This window comes from Sporosarcina saromensis (assembly GCF_033253735.1).
Taxonomy (GTDB): Bacteria; Bacillota; Bacilli; order Bacillales_A; family Planococcaceae; genus Sporosarcina; species Sporosarcina saromensis.
This window is the reverse complement of record NZ_JAUBDI010000011.1, coordinates 39951-55462: the sequence shown is the minus strand read 5'-3', so window position 1 is coordinate 55462 and position 15512 is coordinate 39951. Positions and strand designations below refer to the sequence as shown.

Genomic DNA, 15512 nt, shown 5'->3' with positions numbered 1-15512 from the left:
AACCTCATTGGGGCGCGTCATTGCGTACGCAGTTAGGCCATGATACAGTTGATAGGAAAGAGGTTGATGACATGGCTGTAAATTGCTTTACCTGTCAATATTTTTATGTCACATGGGACCCCAAACACCCCCGTGGTTGTAAGGCATATGGATTTAAAACGCGCGAACTACCGTCCATCGTTGTCCGACGATCTTCCGGCATGGAATGTATGAAATATGAACCGAAAAAAGGGGGCATCCGACGTTGATTGCGACGAAACGAATACTTGCAGAAATGGAACGCCAACTTCATCAGGCACGAACGACGAATGATGAACAAGCAATTCGAGAAGCTTTGGCAGCGATCCGCTCGCTTTGCGAAGTCGTACTAGGTGAAGAAACGATAGCAACGCAACCAGTTGTCCAACAGGCCGTACCGCTTGCCCAACAACCACAAATTCATTCACTGGAAAGCAAACCGCTTGTTGAAGAAGACGCAAATGGCGGTTCGATTTTCGATTTCTAATTGTTGAAAACTTGCCTAGCATGAAACGGGAATACTTGTTGAAATGAGCTATCATAGAAATAGAAACATTTATTCACATTCAGAAAGAAGGAAACCATATGCCATTTTTTATTATCGCTGGTGCCGTTAACGCGGCCATCGCCGTTGCCCTCGGCGCATTTGGCGCACATGCACTGAAAGAACGCCTATCCGCGCATTACCTCGACATCTGGGAAACGGCCGTTCAATACCAAATGTTTCACGCCATCGGTCTCCTAGCAGTCGGCATCCTCATGAGCTCCGCGCTCCTAGGACCGTCGACACAACTGAGCTGGGCAGGCTACTTACTGCTCGCGGGTACGATCATTTTCTCCGGCAGCCTCTACGTCCTTAGTCTGTCAGGCATCGGAATTTTAGGCGCCATCACCCCGATCGGCGGCGTCGCATTCATTGCTGGCTGGATTATGTTAATCATCGCAGCGGTTAAATTTGGAAAATAATAAGCGTTTGATCGAGTTGAAGAGCCTAAATTCTTCAACTCTTTTTTGTGGAATCGCGTCATCGTGAGTTCTAGAAATGGGCGTGGTTACGCGTGAATGGTGTCCCTTCGCGCGAGGTAACTTTAAACGAATACGCCTCGGTCAAAAGTGGTTTGTCCCGCACCCAAAGCGAGTCGTGCAGAGTCCAAAGCGGTTCGTCGCTTTTCAAAAAGGAGACTGTCCCGCTCCAAAAAGCGTTACCCACGCTTGAAACGTGTCCTCTACGTCCGAATAGAGAGCTCCAACAACAAGTAACGGCTAGTGGTTGCAAAAACAATGCACTGTACACTCAATTGTCGAAAAATTATTCGTTCACCGATTATTCTTTTGATAAACTATATAAAAAGGGGGAGATTGTATGGTGTTGACCGGTTCACGCTCCAAACAAGCCATTTTACTTGTATTACTTCTTCTCGTACTTGTTAGTAATTTCTTAGCTTATCGACTGCCTGCCATCCCAATTCCGGCTGATTCTCGTGGAGTTGTCATTGGATCGCTGCTCGATTTTACAATCGTTGCACCACTTTTGATTTTAGCGTTGACGCGAAAAAAGGGCTTTACGATAAAGCGTTTCTTAACATTTATGGTGATGGGGCTAATCGCTGCTCGGTTTATCATTCCTACTGAACATTTTGCTCCATTTAAAGTGCTTCCTTATGTTGCAATTGGTTTTGAGGGTTTGATTATTTTAGCTGAAATCGGTCTTCTTTTCCTTCTAGCAAAACATTTACCTGCAATTATTAAAGATCTCAAGCAAAGTAATTCGAGTAGTTTGTTTGCATTTCCTAGACTGGTCAAGGAAAGAGTTTCGGCGCATCCGCTTATTTCTATTATAGCCGCTGAAGTACTAATGTTTTACTATGCGGTTGCATCTTGGAAGCGCCAACCTCCAGTTGGACAGAACTTGTTCACGTTACACCGGAAAACTAGCATGCTTGCGTTAAACATTATGCTCATTCATGCGATCGTCATTGAAACGATAGGAATCCATTGGTGGTTACACGAAAAATCCTTCATCCTTTCAGTTGTTTTACTCGTATTGAATGTGTACTCGGTCATCTATTTTATTGCGGATATCCAAGCAATACGCCTTAATCCATTGAAAATGAATGAAGATCATCTTCAACTATCGTTAGGGTTAAGCAAGCGAATGGAAATCCCTTACGAAGCAATTAAGAAAGTAGATTGGGGCACGGATGCAGAGGCTTACCCGTTAAAAGAGAAAAATCTTATCGAATTCATTGCGAGAGATTTTGAAGATGTAAAGCCGCAATGTATTATCCACTTTAACCGTCCATTGAAGGCAACATTGTTTTTAGGAGCGGAAAAGGAATTTAATACAGCTGCAATTCGTGTGGATGATCTTGAACGTTTTAAACAAACACTTTCTAAAAAATTATAGGGATACTAAGGCCAAAAACAGACAGGTTACTGGAAAAGTTGTTTCTAGTAACGTGTCTGTTTTCATGTGAGCAGAATCACTTTTTATAACCATTAGGTTATTGCTGTTTTAAGGGGATTAAGGAATACTAATACCGCCTATTAACTCAACAATATTCTTTAAATAGCTACTGATTAACATACTATTTACTGCTATTGTTAGTAACGATACTGCAATGATAAATTTTAAAAACTTGTCCATTCATGTTCCTCCTCGTTTAAAGTGCACGCGTAAAAAGGTTAGATAAGAACAATATGTTTTCTCGTTACAAAATAGGTACATACCAAGATCATCCATTAAAAAGAAAAACCCCCACTATTCAAAGAACAATGGGGGATAACGTATTAGGGCTGTTGATTAAAATAATTGAGCTCTTCGTCGAACTCTGCGTAGTCGAAGTAAATCATAGGCATTAAAAAACGATCCCCAGTGCCACTTTCACTTAAAATGACGTGATCACGACCGGCAGCTTCGACCATGCCTCGAATCGCGAGCGTATTTTTTCCAGCAGCTAATGCATTTTCGAAAGAGAAGTTGAATGTACCGATTTTTCCTCGGTTCAGACGTAAAATGTTCTCAATATACGATTCTTCCCGAAACGGCGTAGCTGGCGGTCGTCCTCCGCTTGGAATGGTTACTTGTGGTGGTGTCGTCCCTGGCTGTTGTGGTTGAAATCCTGGATACCAATAGTATTGCACGATTTACTCATCCTTTCATGTGGTCAATTACACCTTGGTGTAATTGCGTTTGAATTTTCCCATGGAGGCAATTTTTCGTACTCTGGCTGTCGTTGTTGCGGAGACGACTGAAGCGCGCAACTTCCCTTCATTTTCACGTCTTAAAAAGGGTGGAATATAAGAGAGCTGCTGCATGCTTGTCGATTCGCACAGGTACTGACGGTTATACGCGTGGGCAATCTTCGACGGTAGGGGCAAAGAAGCAATGTGCTTTGTATCTGCCTGTGTTTGGTTGATTGTACCACTGTGGAGGACAAGCTCCAGATGGTTCGAAAAACCAAAGTGAGCGGGTTGCTGGGTGGAATTTCTCCCCTGCAATTGCCCGTCTTGCCAACTTTTTATCCACCTCACGAGCCCGTTGATAAAAATAGCTTTTTGTCGTCGCTTCAAAGCCTCCCGGACGTTGATAGACCATGTCTTGTATGTTTCGGATTTTCGTGAAATCCAAACAATCCCCCAGAACCCGATTGACCCCAACGTTACCGACCAAGAGCATTCCTAACTGCCCTTCGCCCTCAGCTTCCGATCGCATTAATCGAGCTAACAGATCAACATCCTTGTCAGTGGCCTTAATGACTGCCACGGCATAACCCCCTCAATTCAACGATATGCTCTGCATTCTATGAAAATGACAGAAACTTATCTATACTAAGGAAAAGGGGGAGAGCACGCATGCAAATTGATAACCGAATTCCAAGTTTCCTATCTTTCTACGAGGAGAAAAAGCCACTTACGCGCGATAAACTTGAGCAATATTTCAACGAACACGAAATAATTTTCAAAGACTATTTTCCGATGCATTGTCCAAAGACCGAAGCGCGCATCCAACTGGCGATTGATAAGTACGACAGTAAAATTGAGGATATTCGTACGATTTCACAAACCTTGCCAGCAATTATTGAAGACATTGAAGAGGCTTTCGCACAAACTTATCAATTGGACCTAGATTTAGCGCATGTACTAATGGTTGGTACATTCGGTTCTAACGCATTCGTCACGAGAGACAATCGCCGCAAGATCTTTTTTGCTGCAGAAAAGTTATCGGCAAAACCTGAACATTTGCATGTCATTACGGCGCATGAAATCGGTCATGTCACACATTTCGCACTGGCTACACGTCAAGGGATTGACTGGTCGACCATTGATTGGATGCATGGATTGACGACGCTTTTTACAGAAGGAGCCGCGACCTATTTATCAAAGAAAATGGTTCCTGGCCTTCTACAACCGGTCTATTTTACGTACGATGACGAAGGCGCACCATGGGTGGAGTGCTATGAGCGTAATAAAGCAGAAGTAAAACGTCGCTTTTTAGAAGATGCAACAGGGGAATGGGATATGGCGAAGGAACGGGAGTGGTTCCGATTATCCGGTGGTACTTATTTTGGGTATAACCGAATTGGGTACTTACTTGGCACTGATTATATGGAACATCTCATTGAGAAGCTTGGCGAAGAACAGGCATTGACCTTTTGGAACGGCAACGATCTAAAAGCGGATATCTTGAACTGGCTTGCTGAGAAATAAGTGCCTGCAAAGAAAAGTTATGCCAAATAGAATACACTTATAAGTTCAGGACTCGCAGTATAATAAATTACTTAATTACCCGCGAGTCCTGCTATTATCGTTCTCGGTTAATTAGGTGACTCCTAAATGCCCGTTGCCCCTGAATTTTGTGGCTCGTGGTCAAATAGAGGCTATCTAAATACCCGGCATCTCCGAATATCGTCACTTGCGGTCAAATAGAGAACTTCTAAATGCCCGTCACCCCCATATATCAACGCTTGCGGTCAAATAGAACGCTTCTAAATGCCCGTCACCGCCGAAAATGGTCACTTGCGGTCAAATAGAGGGCTTCTAAATGCCCGTTACCCCCGAAAATCAACGCTTGCGGTCAAATAGAACGCTTCTAAATGCCCGTTACCCCCGAATATCGTCACTTGCGGTCAAATAGAGGGCTTCTAAATGCCCGTCACCCCCATATATCAACGCTTGCGGTCAAATAGAACGCTTCTAAATGCCCGTCACCGCCGAAAATCGTCACTTGCGGTCAAATAGAGGGCTTCTAAATGCCCGTCACCCCCGAATATCAACGCTTGCGGTCAAATAGAACGCTTCTAAATGCCCGTCACTCTCGAAAATCAACGCCCGTGGTCAAATAGAGAACTTCTAAAAGCCTGTCACCCCCAAATATCACCACTCACATTTCAATAAAGCTCATCGATGCTCGCATAACCTTCAGACACAAAATAGTTGGTAGCAAGCAAGTTTCCAGAATTGAGAATACGTGAATACTATGACATGATTAGAATAAATCCATCATAAGGGGTTTATTGCCAGTTGAACGGAAAGGAATGAGGACATTGGCCTTCATATTGAAGAGAAGTAAACTATTCATTTTTTTGATTTTCATATTAATGCTCGTTGGCGTCTACACATTTTTGACGTTGCCCAAACGGGAAATTCCTGAAACGCCTGTAGATGTCGTCATGGTGTCTACGATTCTACCGGGTGCTGAACCTGAAGAAGTCGAGTCGTCTGTTACGAACCCGTTGGAGCGTGCGATGAAAAAGCTTGATGGCATCGACGCGATGAAGTCCGTATCGGCAAACTCCGCCTCAATCATTACGTTATCGTTGAAAGACGGAATTGATTCAGATCAGACAATTAGCAAAATCCAGCAGGAAGTTCAGCGTTCAGCAGGGGAGTTGCCGGAAAATGCACAGACCCCTGATGTGAAAAAGCTGGACTTGGCGTTTCCGCTGTCCTCCTATATGTTCACGGGAGATGAGGTCGCACTCGCTAACTTAGAGCAATCGCTCGTGAAACTTTCTGATGAAATACGATCCATTGAAGGTGTAGCAGGTACTACGGTCAAAGGGTTTACAGATAAGCAAATCGAGATTTTAATTAATACCGAAAAACTTGTGCAAAACCGTTTGCAGCCAGGTGACGTTCTGAGTGCATTGCAACAAGCGAACCAGCCGCTTGCGCTTGGCACGCATGATGATGGCAATGAAAACCTCATGCTAACAGTCCAACAGGCGACAGGCATCGAGAAATTGAAACAACTCCAAGTTGGTGCAACAGCGGTTCCGTTAGATGAAGTTGCGGACATCCAGGAAGTGGCGAAGGAAGCGGAAGACTTCATTACTTTTGAAGGTAAACCTGCAATCTCGTATACGATTTTCTTGCAACCGGGGAAAGACATTCCTTCTATGGATAAAAAGGTTGCGCAAAAAATGGACCGTTTCATTGAAGACCTACCGAACGGGATCACCGCGGTACACTATGAATCACAAGCTGAAAACGTCAACACGATCTTTGACAGCTTGTACATTTCACTACTCATTGCAGTGTTGGCGGTTTTAGTTGTAACGACTGCTGGGTTGACGATTTACGGATCATTTGCGGTAGCGCTCACCGTGCTTGCTTCTGTGTTAATTGGCCTGATTCCAATCCCTTATATGGGCGTGGATTTGAATCAAATCTCCGTCATCGGTCTGATTATTGCCATCGGTATACTTGTAGATGACAGCATTGTCGTCAATGACAACATTCAGCGTCGTTATAAGTTAGGGGATGCACCACTTCTTGGTACTGTAAATGGCGTTAAGGAAGTGTACACGTCAATCATTTCATCGAGCCTTGCGATTGTTGTGACGTTTTCACCGTTATTATTGCTGTCAGGTGGAAATGGCGCATTCATCAAAGCATTGCCAAGCATTTTGATCACAACAATTATTGCATCGACGGTGTTGTCTGTGACACTCGTGCCGATGTTGCAATACGTAAAAACGAAGCGACGCAATAAAAAAATCTCGGATACTCCTGGGTTCCTTGGGAAGCCTTTGGAGAAGCTTGCCGTCTTTTATTCCGAAAAAGTGTTGCGGTCTGTATTGAAACGTCCGTTACTCGTCGGCTTTGGTGGATTAGGGATTGCGACCGGGTTGTTGTTCCTCGCATTTTTGACGCCATTTGAATTTTTCCCGGCAGCGGATAAAGAAGAAGTGACGATGAATGTTAGGCTGGCGGCAGGCACTTCCATTGAGGAAACTGATGAAGTGTTGAAAGAAATTGTGTCGACAGTTGAGCAAGAAGATAAAGATGTAAAAGAAACGGCCATTTTCACAGGGACCGGTTTGCCGAGCTTGTTTGCGGCATCTATGGACAATGTAGGGGCGAATACTGGGCAGGTAGTATTCCGTGTTGACCGTGAACAGACAAGTGCATCTGCCTTTATTGATAAATGGGAGCCTAAGCTGCGGGAGCGATTTGGAGAAGCAGAGATTTTCCTCGATACAATCGTTCAAGGACCGCCAGTCGGTGCACCGGTAACGGTTACTGTGACAGGTGATGACATTACTGAGCTCGCGTCGTTACGGGATGAGCTGAAAGAGCGTTTATTGGCAAACGGGGCAACGATTGTTACAGATAATTTAGGGGCAGCCGTTCCTGCAAATGAATTTGTACCAAATCGCCAAGCGCTTCAAGACAATGGAATTGCGTTAAGCACGGTGACGAACCAATTGCAATTACTTACGCAAGGTGTTCCTTTGTTTAAACTATATGAAGACAACATTCCTTATCAAGTCGTGTTAAAACAACAAGGCGTGGAAAGTGGAGCGCCAATTGACTTATCACAGTTTGAACTACCTTCGATGACAGCAGCTGGGGGCCCACCGCAATTTGTCCCATTGGATGAATTGGTTTCAACTGAAGAAACGTCATTGCTAGCACAAATACCACACGAAAATGGTGAGCGGTCGATTACATTGAAAGCATTCGGCGATGCAGATGGATTCAAGGATGCCATGTTAGAGGCGGCAGAAGATGCAAAACAAGATGTACCTGAAGGATACACAATTTCCACAGGTGGAGAGAATTCGGACCAGCAAGCATTCTTTGCTGAAATCGGAATTTTATTCTTAGTCGTTATCTTGCTTGTCTATCTCGTCATTGCGTTCCAATTTAAATCATTTACATTGCCGTTCCTTGTGCTGTTTGCGGTGTACTTAGGGATTTCTGGTGCAATCCTCGGATTGTTCATCACGCAAACACCACTCAGTTTCCTTGGCGTCATGGGTATTGTGTCGCTGACCGGTATCGTCGTACGAAACGCGGTTGTACTCATCGACTTCGTGGAAGCGAGGCGTTTGCAAGGCAATATGAATGTCGTGGAAGCAGTCGTCGAGTCTGGTTATGCACGTATCAAACCGATCGTCTTAACATCCTTGACGTCGATTGTTGCACTCATTCCAGTCGCGGCAACGGGTGATCCGCTGTTTGAAGCACTAGCCATCACGATCATTGCTGGTCTAGCCTTCTCCAGTCTGTTCACACTCGTCATGATTCCATCACTCTACTTGGTCTATTACAAGCTGATTGGACATCGAAACGATACTTTCGAGCACTCGGTAAAGGAATCATGATGGGAGTCGTAAACGTTTGGAAGAAAATCAGGAATGTTTATGATGGAGCTGACGATAAGCTTGTTCAAGTTCAAGCAATTGATTGAGGGGTGTAAGAATGTTTTTTAGAAGAATGACAGATGAAGAAAAGAAAAATACTTCAAAAGCGGTGGAATTAGGATTTATCTTCTTTGTGGTCGCTTTATCTATTCATTCTCTATATGCATACTTAAAACACTCGGCTTTTAGTTCATCTTTTTATATTTTGATTAGTGGTTTGGTAGTGTTTTATGTTAGTGCGTTTGTTAAGCGTAAGCAGTAAATAAAATAGCAAGCAAACAAGGCGCTATCCCATTCTCCATTGAACGGGATAGCGCCTGTTGCTTTTCACCTTTTCTGGCTATAATAGCCCAAACGTGTTTACAAACACGTATACGTTAACACCGCATTAAATCGTAAAGAACGACTTGCGTTTCTCCTCATCAAGCAACGTCCCGACAAAGAACGAACCGAACACACCGTAACGCGCACTCACTTCGTCAAAACGCATTTCGTATACTAATTTCTTAAACTGCAACACATCATCCGAGAACAATGTGACGCCCCATTCGAAATCATCGAAGCCAACAGAACCGGAAATGATTTGTTTTACTTTTCCAGCATACCCGCGACCGATCATGCCGTGGCTGCGCATCAATTCCTTACGCTTGTCCATATCGAGCATGTACCAGTTGTCGTTGCCTTCGCGTTTCTTGTCCATCGGGTAGAAACAAATATATTGGTTGCGTGGCAACTCTGGGTACAGACGGCCGCGTACATATGGATTTTGGTACGGGTCTTCATCTGATTCGCCTGCAAGGTAATTCGACAGTTCGACAACGGACACATAGGAGTACGCCGGAATCGTGTAGTCCGCGATCGTCAATTTATTGAATTCCGTTTCAAGCTCTTGCAATTCATCCATCGTCGGACGTAGCGTCATGAGCATGAAATCCGCCTTTTGCCCAACGACTGTATAAAATGCATGCGATCCTGTTTTATTGTCATCCGCTTGTTGAAGCTTTTCTAAAAAAGCTAGAAATTCATCGACAGCGGCTTGGCGCTCCTCTTTTGAAATTAACTTCCAAGACGCCCAATCCATCGTCCGTAAATCGTGCAATACATACCAACCATCGAGTGTAATCGCTGCTTCGTTCAAGTGAAATCAAACTCCTTTATATATGGTTTTACTTCTTCCTTTAGTGTAGCACAACCCATTAAGAAACATGTTCATCAACTGTTTAATTCATCAATTCGTCATGAACGGCGAGGTTGTTCGTTCACTCGTTTGTAGTGTATGCTTAAAGCGGAAAAGAACTAGACAAGAAAAGCGATCAGGCGTGCAGTCCATTGTCGAGGTGTCTATGGCAATGAATGGCCTGCATACTATCGTTGCACATACATTCAGGAGAGAAAGAAATGTCCAATTTACAATTAGCAAAATGGCGCTTTATTGATGAATCAATGACCGCTGTAGACCGTTCCGCCCTTGAATCCTTTGCAATGGATGACACGCTTTGCCACCTCGTCGGGCAGAAGGACTCCGTTCCAACCGTCCGAACATGGGTGCACGGAAACACCGTCGTTTTAGGCATTCAAGATCATCGTCTCCCGCATATTGAGGAGGCCTTGCCCATTTTACATGCAGCGGGCTATCAAACAATCGTCCGTAATTCAGGCGGATTAGCTGTTGTCCTTGACGAAGGTGTGCTAAATGTTTCAATCGTCCTCTCTGAACAAGAGGGATCGATTGATATTCCGGAAGGGTATGAAGCGATGCTTGAATTTGTTCGCTTGCTGTTCCCGGAAGCTGCGGACCAAATTGAAGCATATGAAATCGTAGGATCCTATTGCCCGGGGACATATGACTTGAGTATCAATGGGCGGAAGTTTGCAGGGATTTCACAACGACGACTCCGTCAGGGCGTGGCGGTTCAAGTGTACTTGTGCGTGGAGGGCAGTGGTTCCGAACGCGCAGCACTCGTTCGCGATTTATACGAAAAAGGGTTGCAAGGGGAGCAGACGAAATTCACCTACCCAACAATTCAACCTGAAGTGATGGCGTCGTTGTCAGAGTTGCTTGGCATGCCGTTGACGGTCAGTGACGTTTGCATTCGCATTCAAATGTTGTTGAACGTCTTATCGGAGAAAGAGGTCCAAATGGGTGGATTGACGTCTGATGAAATGGAATTGTATTTGTTTTATTTGAAACGGGTCGTTGAGCGCAATCAAAAGATGCTCGCACGATGAGCGACAAAAAACCGCCAGATCAGTTGACTGGCGGTTCTTTTGATACGAGATTTCCGTTGCGCTCCATTTTGAATACAGGCGCGGTACGGTCTTCTTCTTCAAGTGTGACGAGACGACGGGCACGGTTCATAATCTGCACGAACTGTTCATAGTCGTTACGGATATTCGCATTCTCTTGGCGGAGTTTTTGAATCTCCTTCTCAAGCTTCTCGACTTTATCATTTGCCATTTTAGCAGTATGCTTCCATCTGAGTGATTCAGAGTCGCCGCCACCCGAATGATGCAAACGAATCAAATACGCAATGACCGTATCAAGTGATAACGCGGACAACGGAACAGCTGCTTTTTCATCCTGCTCCACACCTGGACTAGGGTTATATAGTTGCTGTGTACGACGCTTGAAATCAGCCCCTAAAACGCGCATTGCCTGTTTCCGTTCCTTTTTCGCCTCTGCCAATTCCTTTTCGTATTCGCGGCGAACGACGGCGTTCCATCTAAATCCACAAGCGGCCGCGGTCCGATTGAGCGCATCGCCGACCTCTTCAAACGCACTAAGCTGTGTACTGCCTTCACGGACATGCCGAAGTACCGTCTCAGCTAATAAAATATCATTTTCCTCAAGCCATGCATCCTGTCTAACTTTCACCATCTCCTTGCCTCCTGCCATGTTAATAGTCTCTTTCTTACGGTCAGTGTGTACAGACAATGAACCTTTTATTCATTCAAACTGGAACACTTTCCAAAAAATATCACTTTATTTCAAGGAAATCCGTCCTTTTTTCATCTACCGTTCCGCAGTCTTTTTGATATACTTAAGAAAATGCATGGACGGAGGGGCACGATGGATTATAAGAATGAGAAACTGGCTGAAGAGAAAGTGTTCAAGGATCCCGTTCACCGGTACATCCATGTGCGCGACAAAGTAATTTGGGATGTGATTGGAACGAGGGAGTTCCAGCGTCTCCGTAGAATCAAACAGCTCGGGACGACGTATCTCGTTTTTCATGGTGCTGAACATACTCGATTCCAACACTCGCTCGGCGTCTATGAAATTGTGAGACGGATCATTGATGATGGTTTCAGTGGACGTGCGGAGTGGAATGATGAAGAACGGTTAGTAACATTATGCGCCGCCTTGTTGCATGATCTCGGGCACGGTCCTTTTTCGCATGCGTTTGAAAAAGTGTTTACACTGGATCACGAATACTTTACACAAGCGATTTTAACGGGGGACACGGAAGTGAATGCGGTCCTCCGAAATGTTTCGCCTGATTTTCCGCAAAAAGTGGCGGATGTCATTGGCAAAATCTATCCGGATAAGCTCGTCGTCAGTTTAATTTCAAGCCAGATTGACGCAGATCGTATGGATTATTTGCAACGGGATGCGTATTACACCGGTGTTTCTTACGGTCATTTCGATATGGAGCGGATTTTGCGTGTTATGCGTCCAGACGAAGAACAAGTCGTCATTAAATCGAGCGGCATGCACGCAGTGGAAGATTATATTATGAGCCGATACCAAATGTACTGGCAAGTTTATTTCCACCCGGTGTCAAGAAGTGCGGAGGTAATCTTAATGAAAATCTTGCACCGCGCAAAACATTTACATGCGGCAGGCTATTCATTCAAATATGATCCGGTGCCGTTTCAATCATTTTTTGACCGATCGATTGAGCTTGAAGACTATATTGCGCTCGATGAACACGTACTCATGACCTATTTTCAATGGTGGCGAAAAGAGGACGATGCGATTCTATCGGATCTATGCAATCGATTCCTCGATCGGAAACTCTTTCAATACGCGGAGTTCGATCCTGCAACGGAATACCGCAAAATTGGTGAGCTCGAGCAACTTTTCAAAGAAGCGGGCATTGAACCAGAATACTATTTAGTGACCGATTCTTCGTCGGATTTGCCGTATGATTTCTATCGTCCCGGCGAGGAGAATGAAAGAGTGCCGATCTACTTGCAATTGCCGAGCGGTGAGTTGCGCGAGCTATCCCGTTCATCGGAGATCGTCGATGCTATTTCCGGCAAACGACGGACCGACCATAAAATCTATTTCCCGGAAGACCTCTTTGAAGCAAAACAAGAGGAACAGCCATTGTATAAACAGATTCTCGAAATGCTACGAAAATAGGAAGGAGAGGGAATACTTGCTGCAAGAACACGCCAAAATTGTACAATTTATCGCACTAGCAAACGAAGTCAGCGGCCGCAAAAAGTTGCAGAAAATGATTTACATCGCCAAGAAGATGAACTTCCCGTTTGCCGAAAAATACGAACTACATATGTACGGACCTTATTCTGAGGAATTGACCCTCCGCGTCGAAGAACTATGCGAAATGGGATTCCTCTCTGAAAACTGCACAGACAAAGGCTCCTACGTTCAATATCGCTACAATGTCACAGACGAAGGCCAACGATTCCTCGAGACCGCCGACAGCCCACATGCAAAACTGCACGACTGCATCGAAAAGCTCAACGGCAAAAGCTCACGCTTCCTCGAACTCGTCTCAACCGTCCTGTACTTCGATCACCTCCCACAAACCGAGCAAATCGAAAAAGTACACATCGTCAAAAACAAACTCAACTACACCGAAGCCGAAATGGCCGACGCCTTCGCCTTCATCTCTGATCTACAATCATGCACCCGTGCATGAACAAAGCCTTTCCCTTTACTAGCACAGGGAAGGGCTTTTCTTTTTGCAATCGCGTCATAGGCTCGCATACTAGCTACGGCAATCCGCATTCATTGTAGGCCAATGCCGCAAACTCCCTCCGAATAATGCATAACGAGGCAGAAACACCGCAAACGCCTCTAGAACACGGCAAACTTCGCTCAATCGCGGCATAACATCTCCAAACGCCGTATACTGCTACGAAACACAGCAAATCGCCTCTAAGCAAACCGTTAATTTGTCAAAAGCCATTTGGCGCGATCAGGAATCATTATGAAAAATTCACCTTCCGCGTTCCCGTGGATTTTAACAATATCAAAAGCCGCAAACTTCGCTGGATCGCGGCATAACTTCTCCAAACGCCACAAACTTCGCTGAAACGCGGCATAATTTCTCCAAACGCCGCATACTGCTCCGAAACGCGGCATAATTTCTCCAACACAGCAAATCGCTTCTAAGCAAACCGTTAATTTGTCAAAAGCATTAGGCGCGAGCAGGAAGCACTTTTGAAAAATATCCACCCGCGGTCTCATTAATTGAACAATAGCAAACGCGGCAAACTTAGCTTGATCGCGGCATAATATCTCCAAACGCCGCATACTGCTCTGAAACGCGGCATAACTTCTCCAAACGCGGCAAATCGCCTCTAAGAAAACCGTTAATTTGTCAAAAGCATTAGGCGCGAGCAGGAAGCGCTTTTGAAAAATATCCACCCGCGTTCTCATTAATTGAACAATAGCAAAAGCGGCAAACTTAGCTTGATCGCGGCATAACTTCTCCAAACGCCGCATACTTCACCAAATCGCGGCATAACATCTCCATACGCGGCAAACTTCTCCGAAACGCCGCAGAAATCCTCCAAACGCCGCATAACCCCACAAAAAAACAATGCAAGGATCATCCTCCTCGCATCGCCCAAATCATTCCTTATCACTCAACCGCTGTCCTGCTACCGCATAATGGTTTTTCGGCATTTCCTCGATGAACACGACGACGTTCTCGATCGGTGCGCCGGTAGTTTCCGCGACAGTTTGAGTTACTTTTTCACAAAGGTTCCGTTTTTGCTCTTCGGTGCGGCCTTCGAGCATTTTTACAGTTACATATGGCATACCATTTCCCCCTTTCGCTTAAACTTATGTATAGTGTATATAATAACAGAGTGGGAGGGGTTATTGGAATGTCGAATGAACAGAAACCAAAACAGAAAATGGGATTCACCATAATAAAAGATGATCCAACTGATGGACATGGAGGCTTCGGTATCGGTTCCTTGTCATTGGAAAACGTCTCGCCGGTCATCGTTGATATCGAAGAAGGGGTCGCGCGTATTGAAATCGGGGCGATGCACGCACGGAGTGACACGGAACGCGGCATCAAATTTACGACCAATCGGGAAGACTCTGAAGGCGGAAAACCGTATTGGCTCGTCTGGGTCACCATCGATTTCAATGCCAACGGACCGTATTATGCTGGAGTGACAGCGTGCGAAATGATCGTCAACCGTGAAAAACGACGCGGCTATAAAATTCTTGCGGACCACGTCAATCGAATGGACAAATCGATGAAACGACAAATCATCGTTGACCACATGGATGACACGTCCAAAAAGATTCTCGCTGATTTCCTTTCAAGTCATAATCAAGAGATGTGGGACAATAGCGAACCAAAACTACGTGTGGATTTAGGTGTGGACTCACCTGAATTATGAACAAAATGTGACATTTGTGCACACTTTCACTTTCCGAGGTTGAATGTAAGCCGGAAAGGAAGTACACTTAATTCACAGCTTGCAATTGTAAGCTAGGACAACCGAAACGTGCGCTCCTGTTCGCCTGCTGTTCATTACAAACCCAAGCAATGAACGAGCATGAAATAGGTCGCATGCAACGGTAAAAAAGCTTTGCACTTCTGAATTATTCAGCGTGCAAAG

18 protein-coding genes are annotated in these 15512 nt (G+C 45.0%); 11 read left to right on the top strand and 7 right to left on the bottom strand.

Annotated features, from left to right (window positions below):
- The first annotated feature begins 71 nt into the window (after window positions 1-71).
- From QT711_RS12130 to QT711_RS12115, 4 genes are all read left to right on the top strand, one after another.
- Complete coding sequence (locus tag QT711_RS12130; RefSeq protein ID WP_317944609.1) at window positions 72-248, top strand: uracil-DNA glycosylase; 177 nt, start codon at window positions 72-74, stop codon at window positions 246-248.
- The gene (locus tag QT711_RS12125) at window positions 245-505 is read left to right on the top strand and encodes a YwdI family protein (protein ID WP_317944607.1); all 261 of its coding nucleotides are present in this window, start codon (window positions 245-247) and stop codon (window positions 503-505) included. The genes QT711_RS12130 and QT711_RS12125 overlap by 4 nt, the downstream gene beginning before the upstream one ends.
- A gap of 98 nt (window positions 506-603) precedes the next feature.
- Window positions 604-984 (top strand): DUF423 domain-containing protein, encoded by a 381-nt coding sequence (locus QT711_RS12120; RefSeq protein WP_317944605.1) that lies wholly within the window; start codon window positions 604-606, stop codon window positions 982-984.
- Between the two features lie 397 nt (window positions 985-1381).
- Complete coding sequence (locus QT711_RS12115; protein ID WP_317944603.1) at window positions 1382-2425, top strand: beta-carotene 15,15'-monooxygenase; 1044 nt, start codon at window positions 1382-1384, stop codon at window positions 2423-2425.
- 117 nt (window positions 2426-2542) lie between these two features.
- Here QT711_RS12115 and QT711_RS12110 read toward each other — a convergent pair whose 3' ends face one another.
- The 3 genes from QT711_RS12110 to QT711_RS12100 form a co-directional block, all read right to left on the bottom strand.
- On the bottom strand, window positions 2543-2665 hold the full coding sequence (locus tag QT711_RS12110) for a hypothetical protein (protein WP_317944601.1): 123 nt from the start codon (window positions 2663-2665) through the stop codon (window positions 2543-2545).
- 143 nt (window positions 2666-2808) lie between these two features.
- On the bottom strand, window positions 2809-3165 hold the full coding sequence (gene gerQ, locus QT711_RS12105; RefSeq protein WP_317944725.1) for a spore coat protein GerQ: 357 nt from the start codon (window positions 3163-3165) through the stop codon (window positions 2809-2811).
- 199 nt (window positions 3166-3364) lie between these two features.
- A complete protein-coding gene (locus QT711_RS12100) occupies window positions 3365-3784 on the bottom strand; it encodes a cell wall hydrolase (RefSeq protein ID WP_317944599.1) in 420 nt (139 codons plus the stop codon).
- 89 nt (window positions 3785-3873) lie between these two features.
- On the opposite strand from QT711_RS12100, the gene QT711_RS12095 reads away from it, so the two are divergent.
- From QT711_RS12095 to QT711_RS12085, 3 genes are all read left to right on the top strand, one after another.
- Entirely contained in the window at window positions 3874-4728 is an 855-nt protein-coding gene (locus QT711_RS12095) for an aminopeptidase (protein ID WP_317944597.1), read from the top strand.
- Between the two features lie 827 nt (window positions 4729-5555).
- Window positions 5556-8633 carry an efflux RND transporter permease subunit gene (locus tag QT711_RS12090; protein ID WP_317944595.1) on the top strand — a complete coding sequence of 1026 codons (3078 nt, stop codon included), beginning with the start codon at window positions 5556-5558 and terminating at the stop codon, window positions 8631-8633.
- 112 nt (window positions 8634-8745) lie between these two features.
- Window positions 8746-8934: a hypothetical protein gene (locus QT711_RS12085; protein ID WP_317944594.1), complete on the top strand. Its 189-nt coding sequence runs from the start codon at window positions 8746-8748 to the stop codon at window positions 8932-8934.
- Window positions 8935-9060: 126 nt separating this feature from the next.
- On the opposite strand, the gene hemQ is transcribed toward QT711_RS12085, so the two are convergent.
- On the bottom strand, window positions 9061-9810 hold the full coding sequence (gene hemQ / locus QT711_RS12080; RefSeq protein WP_317944592.1) for a hydrogen peroxide-dependent heme synthase: 750 nt from the start codon (window positions 9808-9810) through the stop codon (window positions 9061-9063).
- A 260-nt stretch (window positions 9811-10070) separates the two neighbouring features.
- Between hemQ and QT711_RS12075 the strand changes: the two genes are divergently transcribed.
- Window positions 10071-10901 (top strand): lipoate--protein ligase family protein, encoded by an 831-nt coding sequence (locus QT711_RS12075; RefSeq protein WP_317944590.1) that lies wholly within the window; start codon window positions 10071-10073, stop codon window positions 10899-10901.
- A gap of 19 nt (window positions 10902-10920) precedes the next feature.
- On the opposite strand, the gene QT711_RS12070 is transcribed toward QT711_RS12075, so the two are convergent.
- A complete protein-coding gene (locus tag QT711_RS12070; RefSeq protein ID WP_317944589.1) occupies window positions 10921-11550 on the bottom strand; it encodes an RsfA family transcriptional regulator in 630 nt (209 codons plus the stop codon).
- Between the two features lie 192 nt (window positions 11551-11742).
- Between QT711_RS12070 and QT711_RS12065 the strand changes: the two genes are divergently transcribed.
- Window positions 11743-13041, top strand: coding sequence for an HD domain-containing protein (locus QT711_RS12065; RefSeq protein ID WP_317944587.1), 1299 nt, complete (start codon window positions 11743-11745; stop codon window positions 13039-13041).
- Between the two features lie 16 nt (window positions 13042-13057).
- The gene (locus tag QT711_RS12060; RefSeq protein ID WP_317944586.1) at window positions 13058-13564 is read left to right on the top strand and encodes a YwgA family protein; all 507 of its coding nucleotides are present in this window, start codon (window positions 13058-13060) and stop codon (window positions 13562-13564) included.
- A 251-nt stretch (window positions 13565-13815) separates the two neighbouring features.
- Here QT711_RS12060 and QT711_RS12055 read toward each other — a convergent pair whose 3' ends face one another.
- Window positions 13816-14364 (bottom strand): hypothetical protein, encoded by a 549-nt coding sequence (locus QT711_RS12055; protein ID WP_317944585.1) that lies wholly within the window; start codon window positions 14362-14364, stop codon window positions 13816-13818.
- A 138-nt stretch (window positions 14365-14502) separates the two neighbouring features.
- Entirely contained in the window at window positions 14503-14691 is a 189-nt protein-coding gene (locus QT711_RS12050; protein ID WP_317944584.1) for a 2-hydroxymuconate tautomerase, read from the bottom strand.
- A gap of 68 nt (window positions 14692-14759) precedes the next feature.
- Here QT711_RS12050 and QT711_RS12045 point away from each other — a divergent pair, with 68 nt between their 5' ends.
- The gene (locus tag QT711_RS12045) at window positions 14760-15290 is read left to right on the top strand and encodes a YwhD family protein (RefSeq protein ID WP_317944583.1); all 531 of its coding nucleotides are present in this window, start codon (window positions 14760-14762) and stop codon (window positions 15288-15290) included.
- Window positions 15291-15512 lie beyond the last annotated feature (222 nt).